Here is a 17769-nt window from a genome sequence, read left to right as displayed (position 1 = left end):
TTCAGGCTGCCTTGCTTTCACCGCCGGGGTTCATCATTTCCTGCTCGACGGCGTCAATGGACGGACGCTCGTAGGAGGAGATGGTCTTGCGACCGTATTCGAGCGCCACCTGCGGCACGGAGCCGTTCATGTAGGCCAGCAGCGTCTGCTTCACGATGACGTAGAGACGATGCTGCTTGCTGCGGACGATCTTGATCTGCGACACCAGCGGCGCACAGACGGAATAGGACAGGATGATGCCGAGGAAGGTGCCGACCAGCGCCGATCCGATCAGGTGGCCGAGAACCTCGGGTGATTCGTTGATGTGGCTCATGGCCTTGATGACGCCGAGAACGGCGGCAACGATACCGATGGCAGGGAAGGAATCGCCCATGATCGTGATGGCATGATAGGGCTTCATCTTGTCGTGCTGCATGGTGTTCAGCTCTTCATCCATCAGCGCCTCGATCTCGTGCGAGCGGGCGTTGCCGATAATGATGAGACGGACGTAATCACAGATGAAAGCTGTCAGATCCTTGTTCTTCAGAACCGTCGGAGCGGCCTTGAAGATGACCGATTCATCAGGATTATCGATATGGGCTTCGATTTCGTTGCGCGACTTGGTGCGCAGATCGCGCATCAGGGCGTAGAGCACGCCGAGCGTGTCGAGATATTCGCGCTCCTTCGGAACCGCGTGACGGAAGGCCTCCAGCAGTGCCTTGCCTGAGTCCTTCACGATTTTCATCGGATTGGCCATGATGAAGCCGCCGAGACCGGCGCCTGCGATAATGACAAATTCGAAGGGCTGGAACAGAGCGCCTACGTCTCCGCCCATGGCCATGAAGCTGCCTATGATGCAGCCGCAGGTCACTACAAATCCGATAATAATGTTCATCGTCGGTCCACACCTGAACGTTGCTTCCTAAGATGAACTAGGGGAGCTGCCTTGCGTGAGGCTGTTCGATGCGGTCGTTCGGCCACCTTTTGCCTTGTCAGCTTCGCACAAGCCAATGCCGGCAGGATAGCGGGTAAGGGCATCCATGCCCCGCTAACGAAATGTAGGAGCGCTCCGGCGTTTCCTTTCCCGTTATTCTCCAATGTCCGGAGGGCGTTGAAAATGCAGTCTGGTATCTATGTGGCGCTATCGTCCCAGATGGCGCTCGAGCGGCGTCTGACAACGATCGCCGACAATTTGGCCAACGTGAACACCACGGGCTTCCGTGGCACCGAGGTCAAGTTCGACCAAGTCCTCAGCAATACCGAAAACAAGCTCAATGCCAAGGTGGCCTTCGTCTCGCAGGGCAACGACTATCTGTCGACCGACAATGGCGAATTGCAGAACACCGGCAATCTCTTTGATTTCGCCGTCAAGGGCGACGCCTGGTTCGGCCTCAACACGCCGGCTGGCCTGGTGGTGACGCGCGACGGACGTTTCACCATGACAGACAATGGTGCGCTGGTCTCGGTGCGCGGCTTCCCGGTGCTTGATCCCGGCGGCGCACCGATCCAGCTTGACCCGCGCGGCGGCGCGCCGACGGTTTCCTCGGACGGCACCATCTCGCAAGGTGGCAAGCGCATGGGCCAGATCGGCCTTTACAGTTCAGACGTCAGCAAGGGCTTCCTGCGTTACGAAAATAGCAGCATCCTGCCGACGGATACGCCGCAGCCGGTCATCGATCGCTCGAATATCGGCGTCGCTCAGGGCTACCTCGAAAACTCCAATGTCAACGGCATGCGGGAAATGACCAATCTGATCGAGGTCAGCCGCGCCTTCGACAATATCAGCACGCTCACCAGCAGCAGCGAGGGCACCCTCACCGACGCGATCAAGACCCTCGGCGGCAGCCAGTAACGAGGGCGGATCATGATCGAGGATCAGTTGCCGGAGGCTGCATTGTCGCCGAAGCTTTCACATATGGCCGTGCTTGCGGCGCAATATGCGACGGCGGAGAATACCGTGGCCCATGGCGGCCATGTGCGCACCATTGCGGCCGGGCATTATACGGTCGCCGGCCTTTCCAGGCAGGTCCGTCTCGGCGATTTCGTGGCGCATCGCTCCTCGACCGGCGTGCATCTCGGCGAGGTCGTCCGTGTCGAGCCCGATCTGACCTATGTCTGTCCGATCGAGCCGGGTGAGCCGATCGGTATCCAGGACACCATCATCCGCAGGGGGGCGTTTCGCATTTCTCCCGATAACAGCTGGTGCGGCCGCACGATCAATTCGCTTGGCGAGCCGATCGACGGGCTGGGCCCCCTGACGAAGGGGTTCGATGCGCGCTCGATCTCCAATACCGCTCCGCCTTCGATGACGCGCAAGCGCGTCGAAACCGGCTTCAAGACCGGCGTTCGCGCCATAGACATCTTTTCGCCGCTCTGCCTCGGCCAGCGCCTCGGCATCTTTGCCGGCTCCGGCGTCGGCAAGTCGACGCTCCTGTCGATGCTGGCCAGAGCCGATGCCTTCGACAAGGTCGTCATCGCGCTCGTCGGCGAACGCGGCCGCGAAGTGCGCGAATTCATCGAGGATACGCTCGGCAGCCATCTGCAGAAATCGGTCGCCGTTGTCGCGACCAGCGACGAAAGCCCGATGCTGCGCAAGATGGCGCCTCTCTCCGCGATCACCATTGCCGAACATTTTCGCGATCAGGGCGACAATGTGCTGCTGATCGTCGACAGCGTTACCCGCTTTGCCCATGCCATCCGCGAGGTCGCTACCGCCTCCGGTGAGCCGCCGATCGCCCGTGGATATCCGGCCTCTGTCTTCACCGAATTGCCGCGCCTGCTCGAGCGCGCCGGACCGGGACCGGAAGGTACCGGCACGATTACCGCCATCATCTCCATTCTGGTCGATGGCGACAACCATAACGATCCGATCGCCGATTCCACGCGCGGCATTCTCGACGGGCACATCGTCTTGCAGCGCAGTCTTGCCGAGGAAGGCCGTTATCCGCCGATCGACCCGCTGGCCTCGGTCTCGCGTCTGGCTCGCAAGGCATGGACGCCCGATCAGGAGAAGCTGGCATCGCGGCTGAAAGCGCTGGTGCATCGCTACGAGGAAACACGCGATCTGCGCCTGATCGGCGGCTATCGCCAGGGCAGCGACCCGGATCTCGATATCGCCGTCCGCCAGGTGCCGATCATCTACGACATCCTCAAGCAGACCCCGGGCGAACTGCCATCCGAAGACGCCTTCACCGACCTTGCGACGGCCCTGAAGAATGGCTCCGCGGCGGCGGTACCGGTCAGGGGACGGTGAGGATCGCATGAGACATCAACTCGATTATCCATTGTTCGCAGCTAGCCGAAATTTCCGAATTTAGTGCCGAAAGAGGGGCCAGACGTGACAGAAACCGACACAGACGAATCGGTCAATCCGCCGAAGGCGGCAAAGAGGCGGACCATTACCGACAGGGCACTCGTCTGCACGGGACTGGTGCTTGCCGGCGCCTCGGCCTTCTTTCCCTGGTACGTTTTCCTCAACCCGGACAAGTTCGGCATCCATGTGGCTGAAGGCGATCGCACGCGCGATCTGCCGAATTGGCCCGGCCGCGAAGTCGTGAGCGTATCGCCGCTGGCTATGGTCAATAAGAATCCCAGCGAGCCTCGAGATCTCATTCCCGATCCTTTGACGACCGCGACGATCAGCAATACCGGCCGCGAGGATGACAAGGGGCCGCCGGCCGAACAGCAGCCACTTCCCGGCAAGCTCCCATTCCACCTCCTGCACGTCGTCAATGGCCGCGCGCTGATCGAGGACGACACGGGCATGTATGTCGTGCGCGTCGGCTCGGTTCTACCCGACAACAGCCGCCTCGCATCGATCGAACAGCGTGCGGGAAAATGGGTCATCGTCACGTCTGCGGGCGATGTCTACGGCAACAACTGAAAAAACGCGGAGATGCCTGAGTTTCAGGCATTTTGAAGAGTTTACAGGAACGCATTTCTCGCAAGTCCCACGCAAGATTATCCCGCTAGATTCCTAGTGTAAGAACGGAGAGAAGCCCATGCAACCGATTCAGCTCTTTGACCTGGCCTCGCGGCAAGCCGAGTGGCTTCAGGCGCGCCAGGAGGTCGTTGCCGGCAATATCGCCAATGCCAATACCCCGAAATACCGTGCCAAGGACGTGACGCCATTTCAGGCTGTTCTGGATAACCAGAACATCAGCATGGCGAAAACCAATCCCGCGCATATCTCGGGCAACGAATTCAGCTCGAGCGGCAACATTAATGTCGAAGAGGCGCCGCTCAGCCAGGAAATAGGTGTCCAGGAGTCGGGTAACACCGTCGGCCTGGAGGATGAACTCGCCAAATCCGGTGAGATCAAGCGCCAGTACAGCTTGAACACCGCACTCGTGAGTTCCTTTCATCGCATGATGTTGATGACCGTAAAACAATAGATGAAGTGAAGATGTCATGGACCCCTTATCAGCCGCATTGAAAATTGCAGGCTCCGGCCTGGAGGCTCAATCGACTCGTCTGCGTATCGTCTCCGAAAATATCGCCAACGCCCGCTCGACGGGTGACACCCCTGGTGCCGATCCCTATCGGCGCAAGACCGTGACATTCGGCGCAGAAATGGATCGCGCCAACGGCCTGACGACGGTCGGTGTGAAGAAATTGGGCGAGGACACGGGCAAGTTCGTCGAAGAGTATGATCCGGATAACCCCGCCGCCGACCCGAAGGGCTACGTCAAGATGCCCAACGTCAACATCCTCGTCGAAATGGCCGACATGCGTGAAGCCAATCGTTCCTACGAGGCCAACCTGCAGACGGTCAGGCAGGCTCGCGATCTCATCTCTTCCACCATTGACCTGCTGAAGAACTCATAATGATCGATTCCATCAAGAATGTAGCCTCCCTCTCGGCAACCCGCGGCCTCGGCAGCATCACCACGGATCTGACATCCGCTGCTTCCAGCGCGCTCAACGCCTCTCCGGCCGTTGCCATGGGAGCGGACGCCGGAATGAGCTTTGCTTCCGTTATGTCGAACGTGGCGAAGGACTCCATCAACACGCTGAAGGAAGCTGAAAATGCCTCCTTCGCCGGCATCAAGGGCACGATGAGCACCCGCGAAGTCGTCGACAAGGTCATGCAGGCCGATCAGACGCTGCAAACCGCGGTCGCGCTGCGCGACAAGGTCGTCTCCGCGTTTCTCGATATTACCAAGATGCAGATCTAGAGCGGGATTTCTCGCTCTAATTACTTGATTTGGCGTGAATAATTCGCGGGCCGCTTTCGGTTTCGAAGATCACGCCCCAGCTCGAAGGACGAAAGCATGAGAGCGCTCGCAATTGCCGCAACGGGCATGGACGCCCAGCAGACCAATCTTGAAGTCATCGCGAACAACATCGCGAACATCAACACGACGGGTTACAAGCGTTCGCGCGCAGAATTCTCCGACCTTCTCTACCAGACCGAGCGCGCCAAGGGCATCTCCAACCGGCCGAACCAGGCGGTGGTGCCGGAAGGCGCCAACATCGGCCTCGGCGTGCAGACCGTGGCCGTGCGCAACATCCAGATCCAGGGCGAGTTGTCGCAGACCCAGAACGAGCTCGACGTTGCGCTTGTCGGCCGTGGATGGTTCCAGATCCAGATGCCCGACGGCACGACCGCCTACACCCGCGCCGGCTCTTTCAACAAGAGCGATACCGGCCAGATCGTGACGCCGGATGGCAATGTGCTGCAGCCGGGTATCACGATCCCGAACAATGCCACCAGCCTCGCCATCAACCAGTCCGGCCAGGTTTCGGCGATCATCGGCACGGCGACCACGCCGACCGTGCTCGGCCAGGTGCAGATCGCCAACTTCGTCAACGAAGCCGGCCTGCAGCCGATGGGCAGCAACCTCTTCACGCAGACGCCGGCTTCCGGCGATCCGGTCATCTCCGATCCGAACCAGAACGGCTTCGCCTACATGAAGCAGTACTACCTGGAATCGTCGAACGTCGATCCGGTCAAGGAAATTACCGATCTGATCACGGCGCAGCGCGCTTATGAAATGAATTCGAAGGTCATCACCACTGCCGATGACATGGCGCAGATCGTCAGCAAGAACCTGAAGTAGCGAAAAGGACGGGCCGAACATGAGGTTTCGCCGGATGAAAAGCTTAGCAATGGCCTGGTTCGCCGCGGCGAGCCTTTCCGTCGTGTTCGCATCGGCCGCGCCCGCAGGTGCAGCAAGAGCCGATGAGGGCAGCATGGGGACCGCCGTGGTCCCGACGGAGACGATCTACCCCGGCGACATCATCAGCGGCGGTCAGCTCGAAGAGGTTGAAGTCACCAACCCCAATCTGACGGGCGATTATGCCAAGCGGATCCGGCAGGTCACCGGCCTCGTATCCAAGCGGACGCTTCTGCCCGGCCGAACCATCTCCATCTCCTCGCTGCGCCAGCCCTATGCCGTGACGCGTGGTTCCAATGTCCGCCTGGTCATGAGCATGGGCAGCATGACGATCACGGCGGCGGGGACGCCACTGGATGATGGCGCTGTCGGCGATAGCGTGCGGGCCCGCAACATGGACTCGGGCATCATCGTCAACGGCACGGTTCTCGAAAACGGTACGATCCGCGTGGTCGCAAAATGAAACGGCTTCGTCAATTTCTCGCAGTTCTCTTCGCATTGCCCAGCCTGATCATTGCCGATCCGGCTGCAGCGATGCAATCGCGCATCAAGGACATCGCGTCGCTGCAATCCGGCCGCGACAACCAGCTCATCGGCTACGGCCTGATCGTCGGTCTCCAGGGGACGGGCGACGGCCTGCGTTCCTCGCCGTTCACCGAACAATCCATGCGCGCGATGCTGCAAAACCTCGGCATCTCGACGCAGGGCGGCCAATCCGCCGCCAAGAACACCGCCGCCGTCATGGTGACGGCGAACCTGCCGCCCTTCGCCAGCCCCGGTAGCCGTATCGACGTGACGGTCAGCTCGCTGGGCGATGCCACGTCGCTTCGCGGCGGCACGCTCATCATGACGTCGCTCAGCGGCGCCGACGGGCAGATCTACGCCGTGGCCCAGGGTTCGGTCATCGTTTCGGGCTTCCAGGCCCAGGGCACTGCGGCAACCGTCACCGAAGGCGTTACCACCGCCGGCCGCGTGCCCGGCGGCGCGATCATCGAACGTGAGTTGCCCTCACGCTTCAAGGATTCGGTCAATCTGGTCCTGCAGCTGCGCAATCCGGACTTCTCCACCTCGATCCGCATTGCCGACACCGTCAATGCCTGGGCAAGCTCGCGTTTCGGCGGGCCGATTGCCGAGGCGAAGGATTCGCAGGAAGTCACGCTCAACAAGCCGAAAATGGCCGACCTGACCCGACTGATGGCCGACATTGAAAATCTCAATGTCCAGACTGATACGCCGGCCAAGGTCGTCATCAACGAGCGCACCGGAACCATCGTCATTGGCGCCGACGTTCGCGTTTCCCCGGTTGCGGTCAGCTATGGAACGCTGACGGTGCAGGTGAGCGAGAACCCGCAGGTGATCCAGCCCGAGCCCTTCTCGAATGGCCAGACGGCCATACAGGACCAGACCGACATTACCGCCACCAAAAGCGGTGGCCGGGTTGCGGTGCTGGAAGGGCCTGATCTGAAGACATTGGTCGCGGGTCTCAACAATATCGGCGTCAAGCCGGACGGCATTATCGCCATTCTCCAAGGCATCAAATCGGCCGGCGCCCTGCAAGCGGAGCTCGTATTGCAATGATATCGATCGTCATCGCCAGAAGAATACTAGTCTCTTGCGGCCTTTCGGCAGGTTCGACAGCGGCAGCAATGCTGCTGTCGCTTGGCGTTGCAGCCGCGCAGCAAGCGCCGAAGCCCGTCGTCGATCCGGCCTCCAGCCAGGATGAGATCCGGCAGTTCTGCACCAATATCGCCGATCCGGCCCGCGACCAGCGCTATCTGCTGCAGAAGCAGGAACTTGAAAAGCTCCAGGCGGATGTCGATCAGCGCATCGCCACGATGGACAAGCGCAAGGCCGAATACGAGGACTGGCTGAAGCGGCGCGATGACTTCCTCAAGACAGCGGATCTCGGCCTGGTCGATATCTACAAGAACATGAAGCCGGACGCCGCGGCGGCAAGCCTCAATGATGTCAGGATCACCGTGGCTGCGGCGATCATCATGAAGCTCTCGGCTCGCCAGTCGAGCCTCATTCTCGCGGAGATGGATGCGAAAAAGGCGGCAGCCATTACCAACATTATGGCCAGCGCATCTGATCCGAATACATCGAAGTCGAAGGACCCCTCATGAACATGCGTCTTACGGCCACCTGCGCAATTGTCGTCTTACTTGCCGGCTGCCAGTCGCAGGCCCTCAAGGAAATCGGCAGGGCGCCTGCCATGAGTCCGATCGGCAGTGGCCTGCAATATGCTCAGACGCCACAGATGTCGCAATATCCGAAGCGGCCGCACCAGGTCGCGCAGGGATATTCGCTCTGGAACGATTCGCAGGCAGCCCTGTTCAAGGATTCGCGCGCCCTTAATGTCGGCGACATCCTGACGGTGACGATCCAGATCAACGACAAGGCGAACTGGGACAACGAGACCAATCGCAATCGCACGAACAAGAGCGATATGAACTGGAATATTGCTGCGAAGATTTTCGGCTGGCAGCCCGCGACCAACGCGACTGCCACCTCGGGCTCTGACACCAGCACCGATGCCAAGGGCAAGATGCAGCGCTCCGAGCAGATCAACCTGCTGGTTGCCGCGGTCGTTACCGGCATTCTCGAAAACGGCAACCTGATGATCAGCGGCTCGCAGGAGGTCCGCATGAACCAGGAAATCCGCATTCTCAACGTCGCCGGCATCGTCAGGCCGCAGGACGTCACCTCCGACAACACCATTTCCTACGACAAGATCGCCGAAGCCCGCATCTCCTACGGTGGGCGTGGCCGTCTGACGGAAATACAGCAGCCGCCGAGGGGACAGCAGGCCGTCGACCTGCTGTCGCCGCTCTGATCTGATGGCATCGGCCAGTTTGACAACGAACGGATAGGGACATGGCAGCAGCCGCAGACGAACCGGCAAAAGGCAAGGGATCGCCGCTGATCCTGACGATCGTCGGACTATTGGTGCTGACCGTGCTCGGCGGCGGTGGCGGCTGGTTGCTCGGCACCGTGGTTGCGCCCAGGATCAAGGCGGCCACTGCCGCTATACAGGCAACGGCGGCAGCCGCCGGCGACAGCAAGCAGGCCGCTGCAGCCGCGCAGGCAAACGGCATCATTGCACTTGACCCGATCACCACCAATCTCGCCTATCCCTCGCAGAGCTGGATAAGGCTGGAGCTTGCACTGGTTTTCAAGGGGCCGCCGGACGCCCAGCTCGCCCAGGCAATCCATCAGGATATACTGAGCTATGTGCGAACGGTGTCCCTGCAGCAGATCGAAGGCGCGCGGGGCCTGCAATATCTTCGGGATGACATTCAAGAGCGTGTTGACCTGCGCTCGGAAGGACGAGTATCGAAAGTTATGTTCAGAACTTTCGTGATCGAATGATTCGACCAATACTTATTTTGTCTATATTAGCTATTGCTGTTTTGTCGCCTGAACTGGCGATGGCGCAGCAATTGCCGTCGCAACTTCCCACCGATCTTCTGAACGCCCCGGTGAACGGTTCCGTTGCCGCCTGGATCATCCGCACCTTCGGACTCTTGACGATCCTGTCGATCGCTCCGGGCATTCTGATCATGGTGACGAGCTTTCCGCGCTTCATCATAGCCTTCTCGATCCTGCGCACCGGCATGGGGCTCGCGACGACGCCGTCGAACATGATCCTGCTGAGCCTGGCACTGTTCATGACCTTCTACGTCATGTCGCCCACTTTCGATCAGGCCTGGAAAGACGGCGTGCAGCCGCTGCTCGCCAATCAGATTTCGGAAGCCGACGCCGTGCAGCGCATCGCCGAACCCTTCCGGACCTTCATGTCCAACAATACCCGCGACAAGGATCTGAAGCTGTTCGTCGATCTGGCGAAAGAGCGCGGTCAGACGACCGTGGTCGACAACAAGATCGACTACCGTGTGCTGATCCCCGCTTTCATGATCTCGGAGATTCGCCGCGGCTTCGAGATCGGCTTCCTTGTCGTGTTGCCGTTTCTCGTCATCGACCTGATCGTATCGACCATCGTCATGGCCATGGGCATGATGATGCTGCCGCCGACATCAATCTCACTGCCGTTCAAGATTCTCTTCTTCGTGCTGATCGACGGCTGGAACCTTCTGGTCGGCAGCCTCGTGCGCTCTTTCCACTGACCAATAATTGCCTGATCGGTACCGGAAGGCCGATCGCCGGAATTTTCATCCCGGCGATCTCCAGCCTTATTCGGCAGCGATAGCCGCCGAGCGTCCGTCTTCCGTCAGGAAAGGTTCCGTGCGGGTGGGCAGTGCCGGGACATCCATGTGATCGGGCGCGAGGCCCTGTTTGGCACGTTCCACCATCATCTCGAAGGCCGTCTCCAGATGCTGGGTAATGCGCTCGGCATCGAAGAGCGGCTTGATGTAACGATTGGCGAAAAGCGCCTCCTTGAACTGGGCGACGCGCGCCGGTTCGTTGGAGAGCTCCACGGCCATGTCCTCATAGGCCTGGACGTCTTCGGCAATCAGCTCAGGTACGCCGATCGCGTTCAGCAGGCTTTCGCTGACGCGGGAGGCGAAATTGGTGCCCTTCATGGTAAGGACCGGCAGGCCGCCCCACAGCTGTTCCGAAGTGGTGGTATGGCCGTTGACCGGGAAGGTGTCGAGGCCGAGATCGGCAAGCTGCTGACGATCGATGTGGTCTTCGTAGCGAATACGCGTGGTGAAGATGACGCGCTTGCGGTTGATGCCGCGCGCTTCCATGCGTGACCAGAGACTGGCCTCGGACCGGGGATGATTGCACAGCAGCCAGAGCACGCTGTTCTTGCTGCGCTTGAGAATATTGCACCACACGTCGATCATCTGCGGAGTGACTTTGCGATTGCCGTTGAACGAGGCAAAGACAAAGGCGTCCTCGGGCAGCCCATGCTGCGCGCGCGTGACTGGCCGCGGCTTCGGACGATGTAGAGGATCGTTCGGCTGATAGCATTCCGGCAGACGGCAGAATTTCTCGTGAAAATGCGGCTTCGAATGCTCCGGCAGCACGTAGTGATCGCCGATGATGTAGTCGAGGTCGATATTGACGGTCGTGCCGGGAAAGCCGAGCCAGGCAACCTGGATCGGAGCGGCCATATGGTTGAGGATGCGAGCGCGGCTTTCCTTCGTGTGCCCCTTGAGATCGACGAGGATGTCGATGCCCCGGGCGCGGATCGCCTCTGCCGCAGCCTGATCGGACAGGCTGCGGACATCGACCATCGTTCCCCATTTCTGATGGTCGAATGGCTGCTCGTTCTGGGAGACGAGATCGGTATGGTCGAAGAGAAAGATCTCAAATCGATCCCGGTCATGCAGTTCCAATGTCCGCTGCAACAGCTTCATCGTTGCATGCTCCGGCCAGAAATCGGACGAGAGATAGCCGATGCGGATCTTGCTGCCCCAAGTGTGTGGAATCCTGCGGCGGGCCTCGGCGTGGCCGACAGGCAGCGCCGAGGTGTCATGGATCGCGTACTTGTTGATTGCTTCGTCGCCGCACCAGTGCAGATGGAAGAAGGGGTTGTCCGGGATCACATAGTCGAGATTGCCCTGGGCCATCGCTGCCGTGATCGGGGCCATGTGCTTTTCAACAGCGGCGAGATCGGACAGTTCCCGGGCGAAGATCAGATAGAGCGTGCGGAAGATGATGTTGTCCGGATGGTTCTTGAACAGCGTCGCGACGATGTGCCGGTTGCCCTCGTCATAGAGATCATCCGTGAGGAGCTTGGCCGCCAGCAGCCGATGCCTGAGTTCAGGCCCTTCGACCAGCACGGTCTTGAAGCCGGAGAGGAGTTCTCTTTGCTGACGGCTGAGGAAGATGCGGGTGAGAATGAAGGCAAGTTCCGCGTCCTTGAACGCCAGGGGCAGGATCAGGCTTCCCACCGCAAGCGCCTGATCGTCATTGCCGCATTCGCCATGGAGCAGCAGCGCCTCGCGAAGATAGTCGTCGCGACGGGGCGGCTGTCTGCCGGCTAGTTCATAGGCGCTGGCTGCATCGGACTTGAAGCCGAGTTTCAGCAGGGTTTTTGCGAGAAGCGCATAGGTCTTGGGAGACGTGTCGACGTTCAACAGCTCGTTCAGCGTTTCGAGCGCGCGCGTATATTGTCCCTTCTGATAGAAGCCGGACGCAGTCACAAAGGCGTTTTTGGTATTCACGAGCGAGAACTCCGGACGGAATGTTGAACTGGCTCTCGTCGAAGGCCGAGTGCCGGCATCATGGATTCGCCTAATCATCGCGCACGTAGCTTGCCTGAAACCGAAGCAACGGCCGAAAAGGCCTTTACGCATTCTTAGCCACGTTCCGGACAAGCTTTTTCCGGCCGCCCGCGTTTAAGGAATTCGCAAGCAATGGATGCGACTTTCACTGCGACATGACGGGTTTGGTCCTCTAGGAAAACGGATCGAGGGGCATGAAGCTGCTCCGTCATCGCCGGTATTTACAGTCCGGTATGTCCTCCTTTTGTATCCAGTTTCCAGGGGACACTCCTATGACCAGCATTCTCACTAACAATTCCGCAATGGCTGCTCTCCAGACGCTGCGTGGCATCAGCAGCAACCTGCAGGACACCCAGGCTGCCGTTTCTTCCGGCCTGCGCATCTCCAAGGCTTCCGACAACGCTGCTTACTGGTCGATCGCCACGAGCATGAAGTCCGACAACGGCGCCATCGGCGCAGTATCTGACGCTCTCGGCCTCGGCGCCGCCAAGGTTGACACCGCAACGACGGCCGTCACCAGCGCCATCGACATTGTCGGCCAGATCAAGAACAAGCTTGCGACCGCCATGGAGCCTTCGGTCGACAAGAAGTCCGTTCAGGAAGAAATCAGCCAGCTGCAGCAGCAGCTGCAGAGCGTTGCCCAGTCGGCTTCGTTCAACGGCGAAAACTGGGTCATGGCCAAGGGCGGCGACTCCGCTTCGGTTGTTTCCTCGTTCATCCGCGGCACCAACGGCACCGTTTCGGTCAGCACCACCTCCTACAAGTTCGACTCCGGCGCAACCGGCAACGTTCTGTTCGGTGCTTCGGCAGCCGGCACGATCCAGACGAGCTCTGGTATTCTCGGCACCAAGACCGGCAGCTACTCGGTCTTCAGCCTTGACATCAGCAAGATGACCAGCGGCCAGATCTCCAGCGCACTCAACATGGTTCAGACCGCTCTGAACGCCATGACCAGCATGGGTTCGAAGCTCGGCTCGATCTCCAGCCGTATCGACCTGCAGACGAGCTTTGCTTCCTCGCTCTCCGACTCGATCCAGTCGGGCGTTGGCAAGCTTGTAGACGCTGACATGGAACAGGAATCGAGCAAGCTGTCTGCTCTGCAGACGCAGCAGCAGCTGGCTATCCAGTCGCTCTCGATCGCCAACTCTTCGAACCAGCAGATCCTGTCGCTCTTCCGTTAAGCGGATAGGCCGGCGCATAGCGCTGATCGAATTCCTAAACAAGAAGTTAACCGCGCCTATCTAAGGCGCGGTTTTTTTTTATGTTTTCTGGGTAGGAGTGGTTCAGGTTTTCTTAACTATATTGCTGTTTCTTAGGACCATCGAAACGGCGAGTTAACCTTAACGAATTGGGTTAACAGGCATGATGCTGAATGCCGTTACCGGTTTTAGGTCCGGAATGTCCCTTATTTAACCAATGCCAAAGGGGCAAATATTATGACGAGCATTCTTACCAACAACGCCGCAATGGCTGCTCTCCAGACGCTGCGCACCATCGGCAGCAACCTGCAGGACACCCAGGCTGCCGTTTCTTCCGGCCTGCGCATCTCCAAGGCTTCCGACAACGCTGCTTACTGGTCGATCGCCACGAGCATGAAGTCCGACAACGGCGCCATCGGCGCAGTATCTGACGCTCTCGGCCTCGGCGCCGCCAAGGTTGACACCGCAACGACGGCCGTCACCAGCGCCATCGACATTGTCGGCCAGATCAAGAACAAGCTTGCGACCGCCATGGAGCCTTCGGTCGACAAGAAGTCCGTTCAGGAAGAAATCAGCCAGCTGCAGCAGCAGCTGCAGAGCGTTGCCCAGTCGGCTTCGTTCAACGGCGAAAACTGGGTCATGGCCAAGGGCGGCGACTCCGCTTCGGTTGTTTCCTCGTTCATCCGCGGCACCAACGGCACCGTTTCGGTCAGCACCACCTCCTACAAGTTCGACTCCGGCGCAACCGGCAACGTTCTGTTCGGTGCTTCGGCAGCCGGCACGATCCAGACGAGCTCTGGTATTCTCGGCACCAAGACCGGCAGCTACTCGGTCTTCAGCCTTGACATCAGCAAGATGACCAGCGGCCAGATCTCCAGCGCACTCAACATGGTTCAGACCGCTCTGAACGCCATGACCAGCATGGGTTCGAAGCTCGGCTCGATCTCCAGCCGTATCGACCTGCAGACGAGCTTTGCTTCCTCGCTCTCCGACTCGATCCAGTCGGGCGTTGGCAAGCTTGTAGACGCTGACATGGAACAGGAATCGAGCAAGCTGTCTGCTCTGCAGACGCAGCAGCAGCTGGCAGTCCAGTCGCTCTCGATCGCCAACTCTTCGAACCAGCAGATCCTGACGCTCTTCCGTTAACAGGAAGCGCTGGCGCCCAGGCGTCGGCAGAGCATTCAGGACAGGGACTTAACCGCGCCTTCTCACGAAGGCGCGGTTTTCATTTGAGGTGGCCGCGCCGCTCCGGCCTTCAGGGGGCTGTCGGCGATATGGCGCCAGGCTTCCGGCGAACAGCGTCAATGAAGCCGTCGAACAGCTTGCGCATGGCGATCTGCTTGTAGGGATAGACGACGGGATCATCCATGTTGTGGACGACCATCGCCACATCGAGTTCGAACACCAGAAGCCGGCCATCGGGTAGTTCGGCGCAATCTATGCCGAAATAGTCGAGCCCGATGTGGCGGTAGAGCGCTGCAAAGCTATCCTCGTGCCGAACCACGAAATCGGTGTCAAAATTCTCCATCCAGGCCTGCTCGACCGCGCGCTTTTCCGGGCTCTGTCCCATGCCGGCGCTCAGATAATGCACGATCCAATGATCGGAGAGCGCCATATGGCTTGCGAACGCCTTGCCGTTGATGAAGACGACACGCTGCTTGTTGTAGAAGCCATCGGCACCCCGGAAATCGATGAAGGGCGCGACGTATAGTTCCTCAGCTGGTTGGATTCCCAGCCAATCCGACAGCCCCGAAAGATCCGTGATGCGCTCCATCCCATTGCCGGCATGCGTGCTGATCGGTCTGACGACAAGAGGAAAGGCGAGGCCCGAAATGCAATCTTCCAGGCGTTTGGTACCGGCGCTCACCGCGACGAGATCCGCGCGCGACACCCGGTAGGTGCGCGGCGACAGGATGGATGGCTCGCCGGCGAGCATTCCACTGACGCCGTCTCGCGTCAGTCTGCTGATCAGTTCAGGATTCCGGTTCATGACCGGACCATCGAAGCCCGCAAGCAGCTTTTGCATGTGGGCGAGAAGGGGAGCGTTCTCGGTTGATTCTCCGATCGCCATGAAGGCCACGTCATATTCCGGCAGATCGGCGAGCGCGGTCGTTTCAAGACCGACATAGTGCAGCCACAGCACGCAATTGCTGCCCGCCAGCAGGAAGTCCAGCGGCGTATTAGCCATGAAGTCGCCCACAGTGACGAAGGCGAGGAGACGTGGCCCGCTCCCATCGCCATGAATCACGCAGAAGTCGCGGCGGAGCGCGACGGCAGATGTCAGCAGCTGCCGAGCTTCGTCGGCGCGGCCAAGCGTGTGCAAGATCGTCGCCATGTCGAGAAGCGTGGCCGCGTCGGTCTGGTCTGCCGTTGCCCGCTGCATGAGGTCGTTCCAAAGCGGGGTGACGTCATGGCCGGCATAGATGAGGGAGACAATGCTCTGCATGCCAAGGATTCGGGCACGATCCGGTATTTCCGAAGAAGCCGGGAGAGCAGGATGGGCTTTGGTCATCAGCATTGGGTAAGTTCCTGTCGTGAGCCAAGTGTCAAAACGCCATGCACGAGGGCGTCCATATCTGCCTGTTGCGTGCGATGATTGACGATCGCGGCACGTATCGCCGGCTGTCCGTTGAGAATGGTCACGGACGGAGCAACACGGCCTTCAGCGTGAAGATGTTCGACTATGCGAGAATTGATGGCCGGCGCTGCCTTGCCGTCGATACCGGCATAGGCAAAGCAGACGATGTTGAGTTTGACCGGCGCAAGCAGCCTCAAGGCAGGTTCCCGCTCGATCCTTTGCGCGAGGCCGCGGGCCAGCCGGCAATTGGCGCTCATGGCATCTCCCAATGCCTTGATGCCATAGGTTTTCAGGGTGAACCACGTCTTCAAGGCCCGGAAGCCGCGTGAAAGATCCGGCCCGTAGTCGCAAGGCCACCAGTCTCCTCCGGCAAGACCGGTGCTGGCGCGGCTGAGATAGGCGGCGTCCGAGGCAAAGGTCTGCCGTTGCCATGCACTGTCGCGAACGAGCAGGAAGCCGGCATCGTAGGGCACCTGGCCCCATTTGTGAAAGTCGAAGGCCAGCGAATCGCAGGTCTCGATACCCGCAAACAGAGGCGCGAGATCCTGGCTCAGAACGCCGAGCGCGCCCAGCGCACCATCGACATGAAAATGAAGATCGTAAGTGTCTGCGACCCGACGCAGGGCAAGGAGATCGTCGACCGCGCCCGTGTTCACCGTCCCGGCGCTTCCAACAATCAGGAAGGGCGTGTGGCCCTCCTGCCTGTCGTGCAGAATGGCCTGCTCCAGCGCCTCGACATCGATCTGCCCAGCACTATCGACCGGGATGCGCCGCAGTTGGTTGCTGCCGATGCCGGACATTTCGAAGGCCCGGGGAACGCAGCCATGCACTTCGCTCGAGGCGTAAGCGACCAGTCGGGTGTCCTCGCGTGAGCCGGTTTCTCGAACGCCAACGCCGAGTTTGCGGCATCTCGCTATCTGCACCGCCACGAAGTTGGCTTGGGACGCGCCGGTCAGGAATATGCCGCCAGCCGTATCTGGAAACGAAAATATCTGACGCGTCCAGCGGATGATCTGGCGTTCGACCTCGATGGGCATGTGATCCCGCCCACCGAGATTGGCGTTCAGGCCGCCGGCCAGCATTTCGGCCAACATGCCGGCAACCGTACCGCCGCCCTGGACCCAGCCCATGAAACCCGGATGAATGTTGCCGCTGCCATAGGGCAGGATGTCATCGCGGAAGATGGCATGAACGTTGGCCAAGTCGCTGGGCTCGACCGGCAATGGCGCATCGAAAGAGGCGCGCGCGGAGGAAGGAGGTTGTTGCCAAACCGGCTTCGTGCCGAGCGTTTGCAGATGGTCGAACATGTCGTCGAGCATCTGATGACCCTGCTCACGCATCTTCTGCCAGTCGTCGGGGTCGAGGCTTGTTCGTTGATGGCGATCGACCGCCGCTCGACCGGCGTCCTGCAAGCTGAACATCATAACCTCTTATATGGCCGGAAGGGCCGACGTTAACGTCGGAGTGCAGCGGAGGGCGCCTGGCCGCATCTCACCGACATTGGGCGTATCCTGACTATGCTACGCCTGCGAAGATGGCGCGAAGCTGACTTGCGTGCTCGAGGAGGTGTCAGGAAGCTGTGTTTCAAGGAAATACGCGGGCTTCCCACACGCCTCACGGAAGTCAATCGGTCGGGTTCAATGAAAGGTGGTGGAGATGGCATCGCCGGCCGGAATCGGTCGAAGGGCGGGCCGAAT

Annotated in this window: 19 protein-coding genes; 15 read left to right on the top strand and 4 right to left on the bottom strand. The window is 59.9% G+C overall.

What is annotated here, in order from left to right:
• Nucleotide 1: 1 nt before the first annotated feature.
• Nucleotides 2–874, bottom strand: a complete 873-nt coding sequence (gene motA / locus BSK43_RS06350; protein WP_077468684.1) for a flagellar motor stator protein MotA — start codon at nt 872–874, stop codon at nt 2–4.
• 222 nt (nt 875–1096) lie between these two features.
• Here motA and flgF point away from each other — a divergent pair, with 222 nt between their 5' ends.
• The 13 genes from flgF to fliP all read left to right on the top strand — a co-directional run bounded on the left by flgF (nt 1097) and on the right by fliP (nt 10225).
• A complete protein-coding gene (flgF, locus tag BSK43_RS06345; protein ID WP_068397204.1) occupies nt 1097–1831 on the top strand; it encodes a flagellar basal-body rod protein FlgF in 735 nt (244 codons plus the stop codon).
• Nucleotides 1832–1843: 12 nt separating this feature from the next.
• Nucleotides 1844–3232 carry a flagellar protein export ATPase FliI gene (gene fliI / locus BSK43_RS06340; protein WP_077468685.1) on the top strand — a complete coding sequence of 463 codons (1389 nt, stop codon included), beginning with the start codon at nt 1844–1846 and terminating at the stop codon, nt 3230–3232.
• 84 nt (nt 3233–3316) lie between these two features.
• Complete coding sequence (locus BSK43_RS06335) at nt 3317–3862, top strand: flagellar protein (RefSeq protein ID WP_077468686.1); 546 nt, start codon at nt 3317–3319, stop codon at nt 3860–3862.
• A 118-nt stretch (nt 3863–3980) separates the two neighbouring features.
• Nucleotides 3981–4373, top strand: coding sequence for a flagellar basal body rod protein FlgB (gene flgB / locus BSK43_RS06330; RefSeq protein WP_068397196.1), 393 nt, complete (start codon nt 3981–3983; stop codon nt 4371–4373).
• Between the two features lie 16 nt (nt 4374–4389).
• A complete protein-coding gene (flgC, locus tag BSK43_RS06325) occupies nt 4390–4806 on the top strand; it encodes a flagellar basal body rod protein FlgC (RefSeq protein WP_068397193.1) in 417 nt (138 codons plus the stop codon).
• Nucleotides 4806–5156: a flagellar hook-basal body complex protein FliE gene (locus BSK43_RS06320; RefSeq protein WP_068397190.1), complete on the top strand. Its 351-nt coding sequence runs from the start codon at nt 4806–4808 to the stop codon at nt 5154–5156. The genes flgC and BSK43_RS06320 overlap by 1 nt, the downstream gene beginning before the upstream one ends.
• Nucleotides 5157–5252: 96 nt before the next feature.
• Nucleotides 5253–6041: a flagellar basal-body rod protein FlgG gene (gene flgG, locus BSK43_RS06315; protein WP_077468687.1), complete on the top strand. Its 789-nt coding sequence runs from the start codon at nt 5253–5255 to the stop codon at nt 6039–6041.
• A 19-nt stretch (nt 6042–6060) separates the two neighbouring features.
• Entirely contained in the window at nt 6061–6561 is a 501-nt protein-coding gene (flgA, locus tag BSK43_RS06310; RefSeq protein ID WP_077468688.1) for a flagellar basal body P-ring formation chaperone FlgA, read from the top strand.
• On the top strand, nt 6558–7676 hold the full coding sequence (locus BSK43_RS06305; protein WP_077468689.1) for a flagellar basal body P-ring protein FlgI: 1119 nt from the start codon (nt 6558–6560) through the stop codon (nt 7674–7676). Before flgA ends, BSK43_RS06305 begins: the two co-directional genes overlap by 4 nt.
• Before the next feature lie 68 nt (nt 7677–7744).
• The gene (locus BSK43_RS06300; RefSeq protein ID WP_246662516.1) at nt 7745–8224 is read left to right on the top strand and encodes a MotE family protein; all 480 of its coding nucleotides are present in this window, start codon (nt 7745–7747) and stop codon (nt 8222–8224) included.
• The gene (gene flgH, locus BSK43_RS06295; RefSeq protein WP_077468691.1) at nt 8221–8934 is read left to right on the top strand and encodes a flagellar basal body L-ring protein FlgH; all 714 of its coding nucleotides are present in this window, start codon (nt 8221–8223) and stop codon (nt 8932–8934) included. The genes BSK43_RS06300 and flgH overlap by 4 nt, the downstream gene beginning before the upstream one ends.
• Nucleotides 8935–8975: 41 nt before the next feature.
• Nucleotides 8976–9470 carry a flagellar basal body-associated FliL family protein gene (locus BSK43_RS06290; RefSeq protein WP_077468692.1) on the top strand — a complete coding sequence of 165 codons (495 nt, stop codon included), beginning with the start codon at nt 8976–8978 and terminating at the stop codon, nt 9468–9470.
• Nucleotides 9467–10225: a flagellar type III secretion system pore protein FliP gene (gene fliP, locus BSK43_RS06285; protein WP_077468693.1), complete on the top strand. Its 759-nt coding sequence runs from the start codon at nt 9467–9469 to the stop codon at nt 10223–10225. The genes BSK43_RS06290 and fliP overlap by 4 nt, the downstream gene beginning before the upstream one ends.
• A gap of 66 nt (nt 10226–10291) precedes the next feature.
• Here the strand turns inward: fliP and BSK43_RS06280 are convergent, their stop codons facing one another.
• Complete coding sequence (locus BSK43_RS06280) at nt 10292–12235, bottom strand: glycosyl transferase (protein WP_136686781.1); 1944 nt, start codon at nt 12233–12235, stop codon at nt 10292–10294.
• A 332-nt stretch (nt 12236–12567) separates the two neighbouring features.
• Between BSK43_RS06280 and BSK43_RS06275 the strand changes: the two genes are divergently transcribed.
• Complete coding sequence (locus tag BSK43_RS06275) at nt 12568–13476, top strand: flagellin (RefSeq protein WP_136686779.1); 909 nt, start codon at nt 12568–12570, stop codon at nt 13474–13476.
• A gap of 255 nt (nt 13477–13731) precedes the next feature.
• Nucleotides 13732–14640, top strand: coding sequence for a flagellin (locus BSK43_RS06270; protein ID WP_136686777.1), 909 nt, complete (start codon nt 13732–13734; stop codon nt 14638–14640).
• Between the two features lie 109 nt (nt 14641–14749).
• Here BSK43_RS06270 and BSK43_RS06265 read toward each other — a convergent pair whose 3' ends face one another.
• The gene (locus BSK43_RS06265) at nt 14750–16012 is read right to left on the bottom strand and encodes a glutathione synthase (protein ID WP_077468697.1); all 1263 of its coding nucleotides are present in this window, start codon (nt 16010–16012) and stop codon (nt 14750–14752) included.
• Nucleotides 16006–17493: a pyridoxal-dependent decarboxylase gene (locus tag BSK43_RS06260; RefSeq protein WP_077468698.1), complete on the bottom strand. Its 1488-nt coding sequence runs from the start codon at nt 17491–17493 to the stop codon at nt 16006–16008. The genes BSK43_RS06265 and BSK43_RS06260 overlap by 7 nt, the downstream gene beginning before the upstream one ends.
• Between the last annotated feature and the right edge of the window lie 276 nt (nt 17494–17769).

The organism is Rhizobium sp. P44RR-XXIV (assembly GCF_001999485.2).
Lineage (GTDB): Bacteria > Pseudomonadota > Alphaproteobacteria > Rhizobiales > Rhizobiaceae > Rhizobium.
The sequence above is the reverse complement of the archived record's forward strand: the minus strand, read 5'-3'. Positions and strand labels throughout refer to the sequence as shown.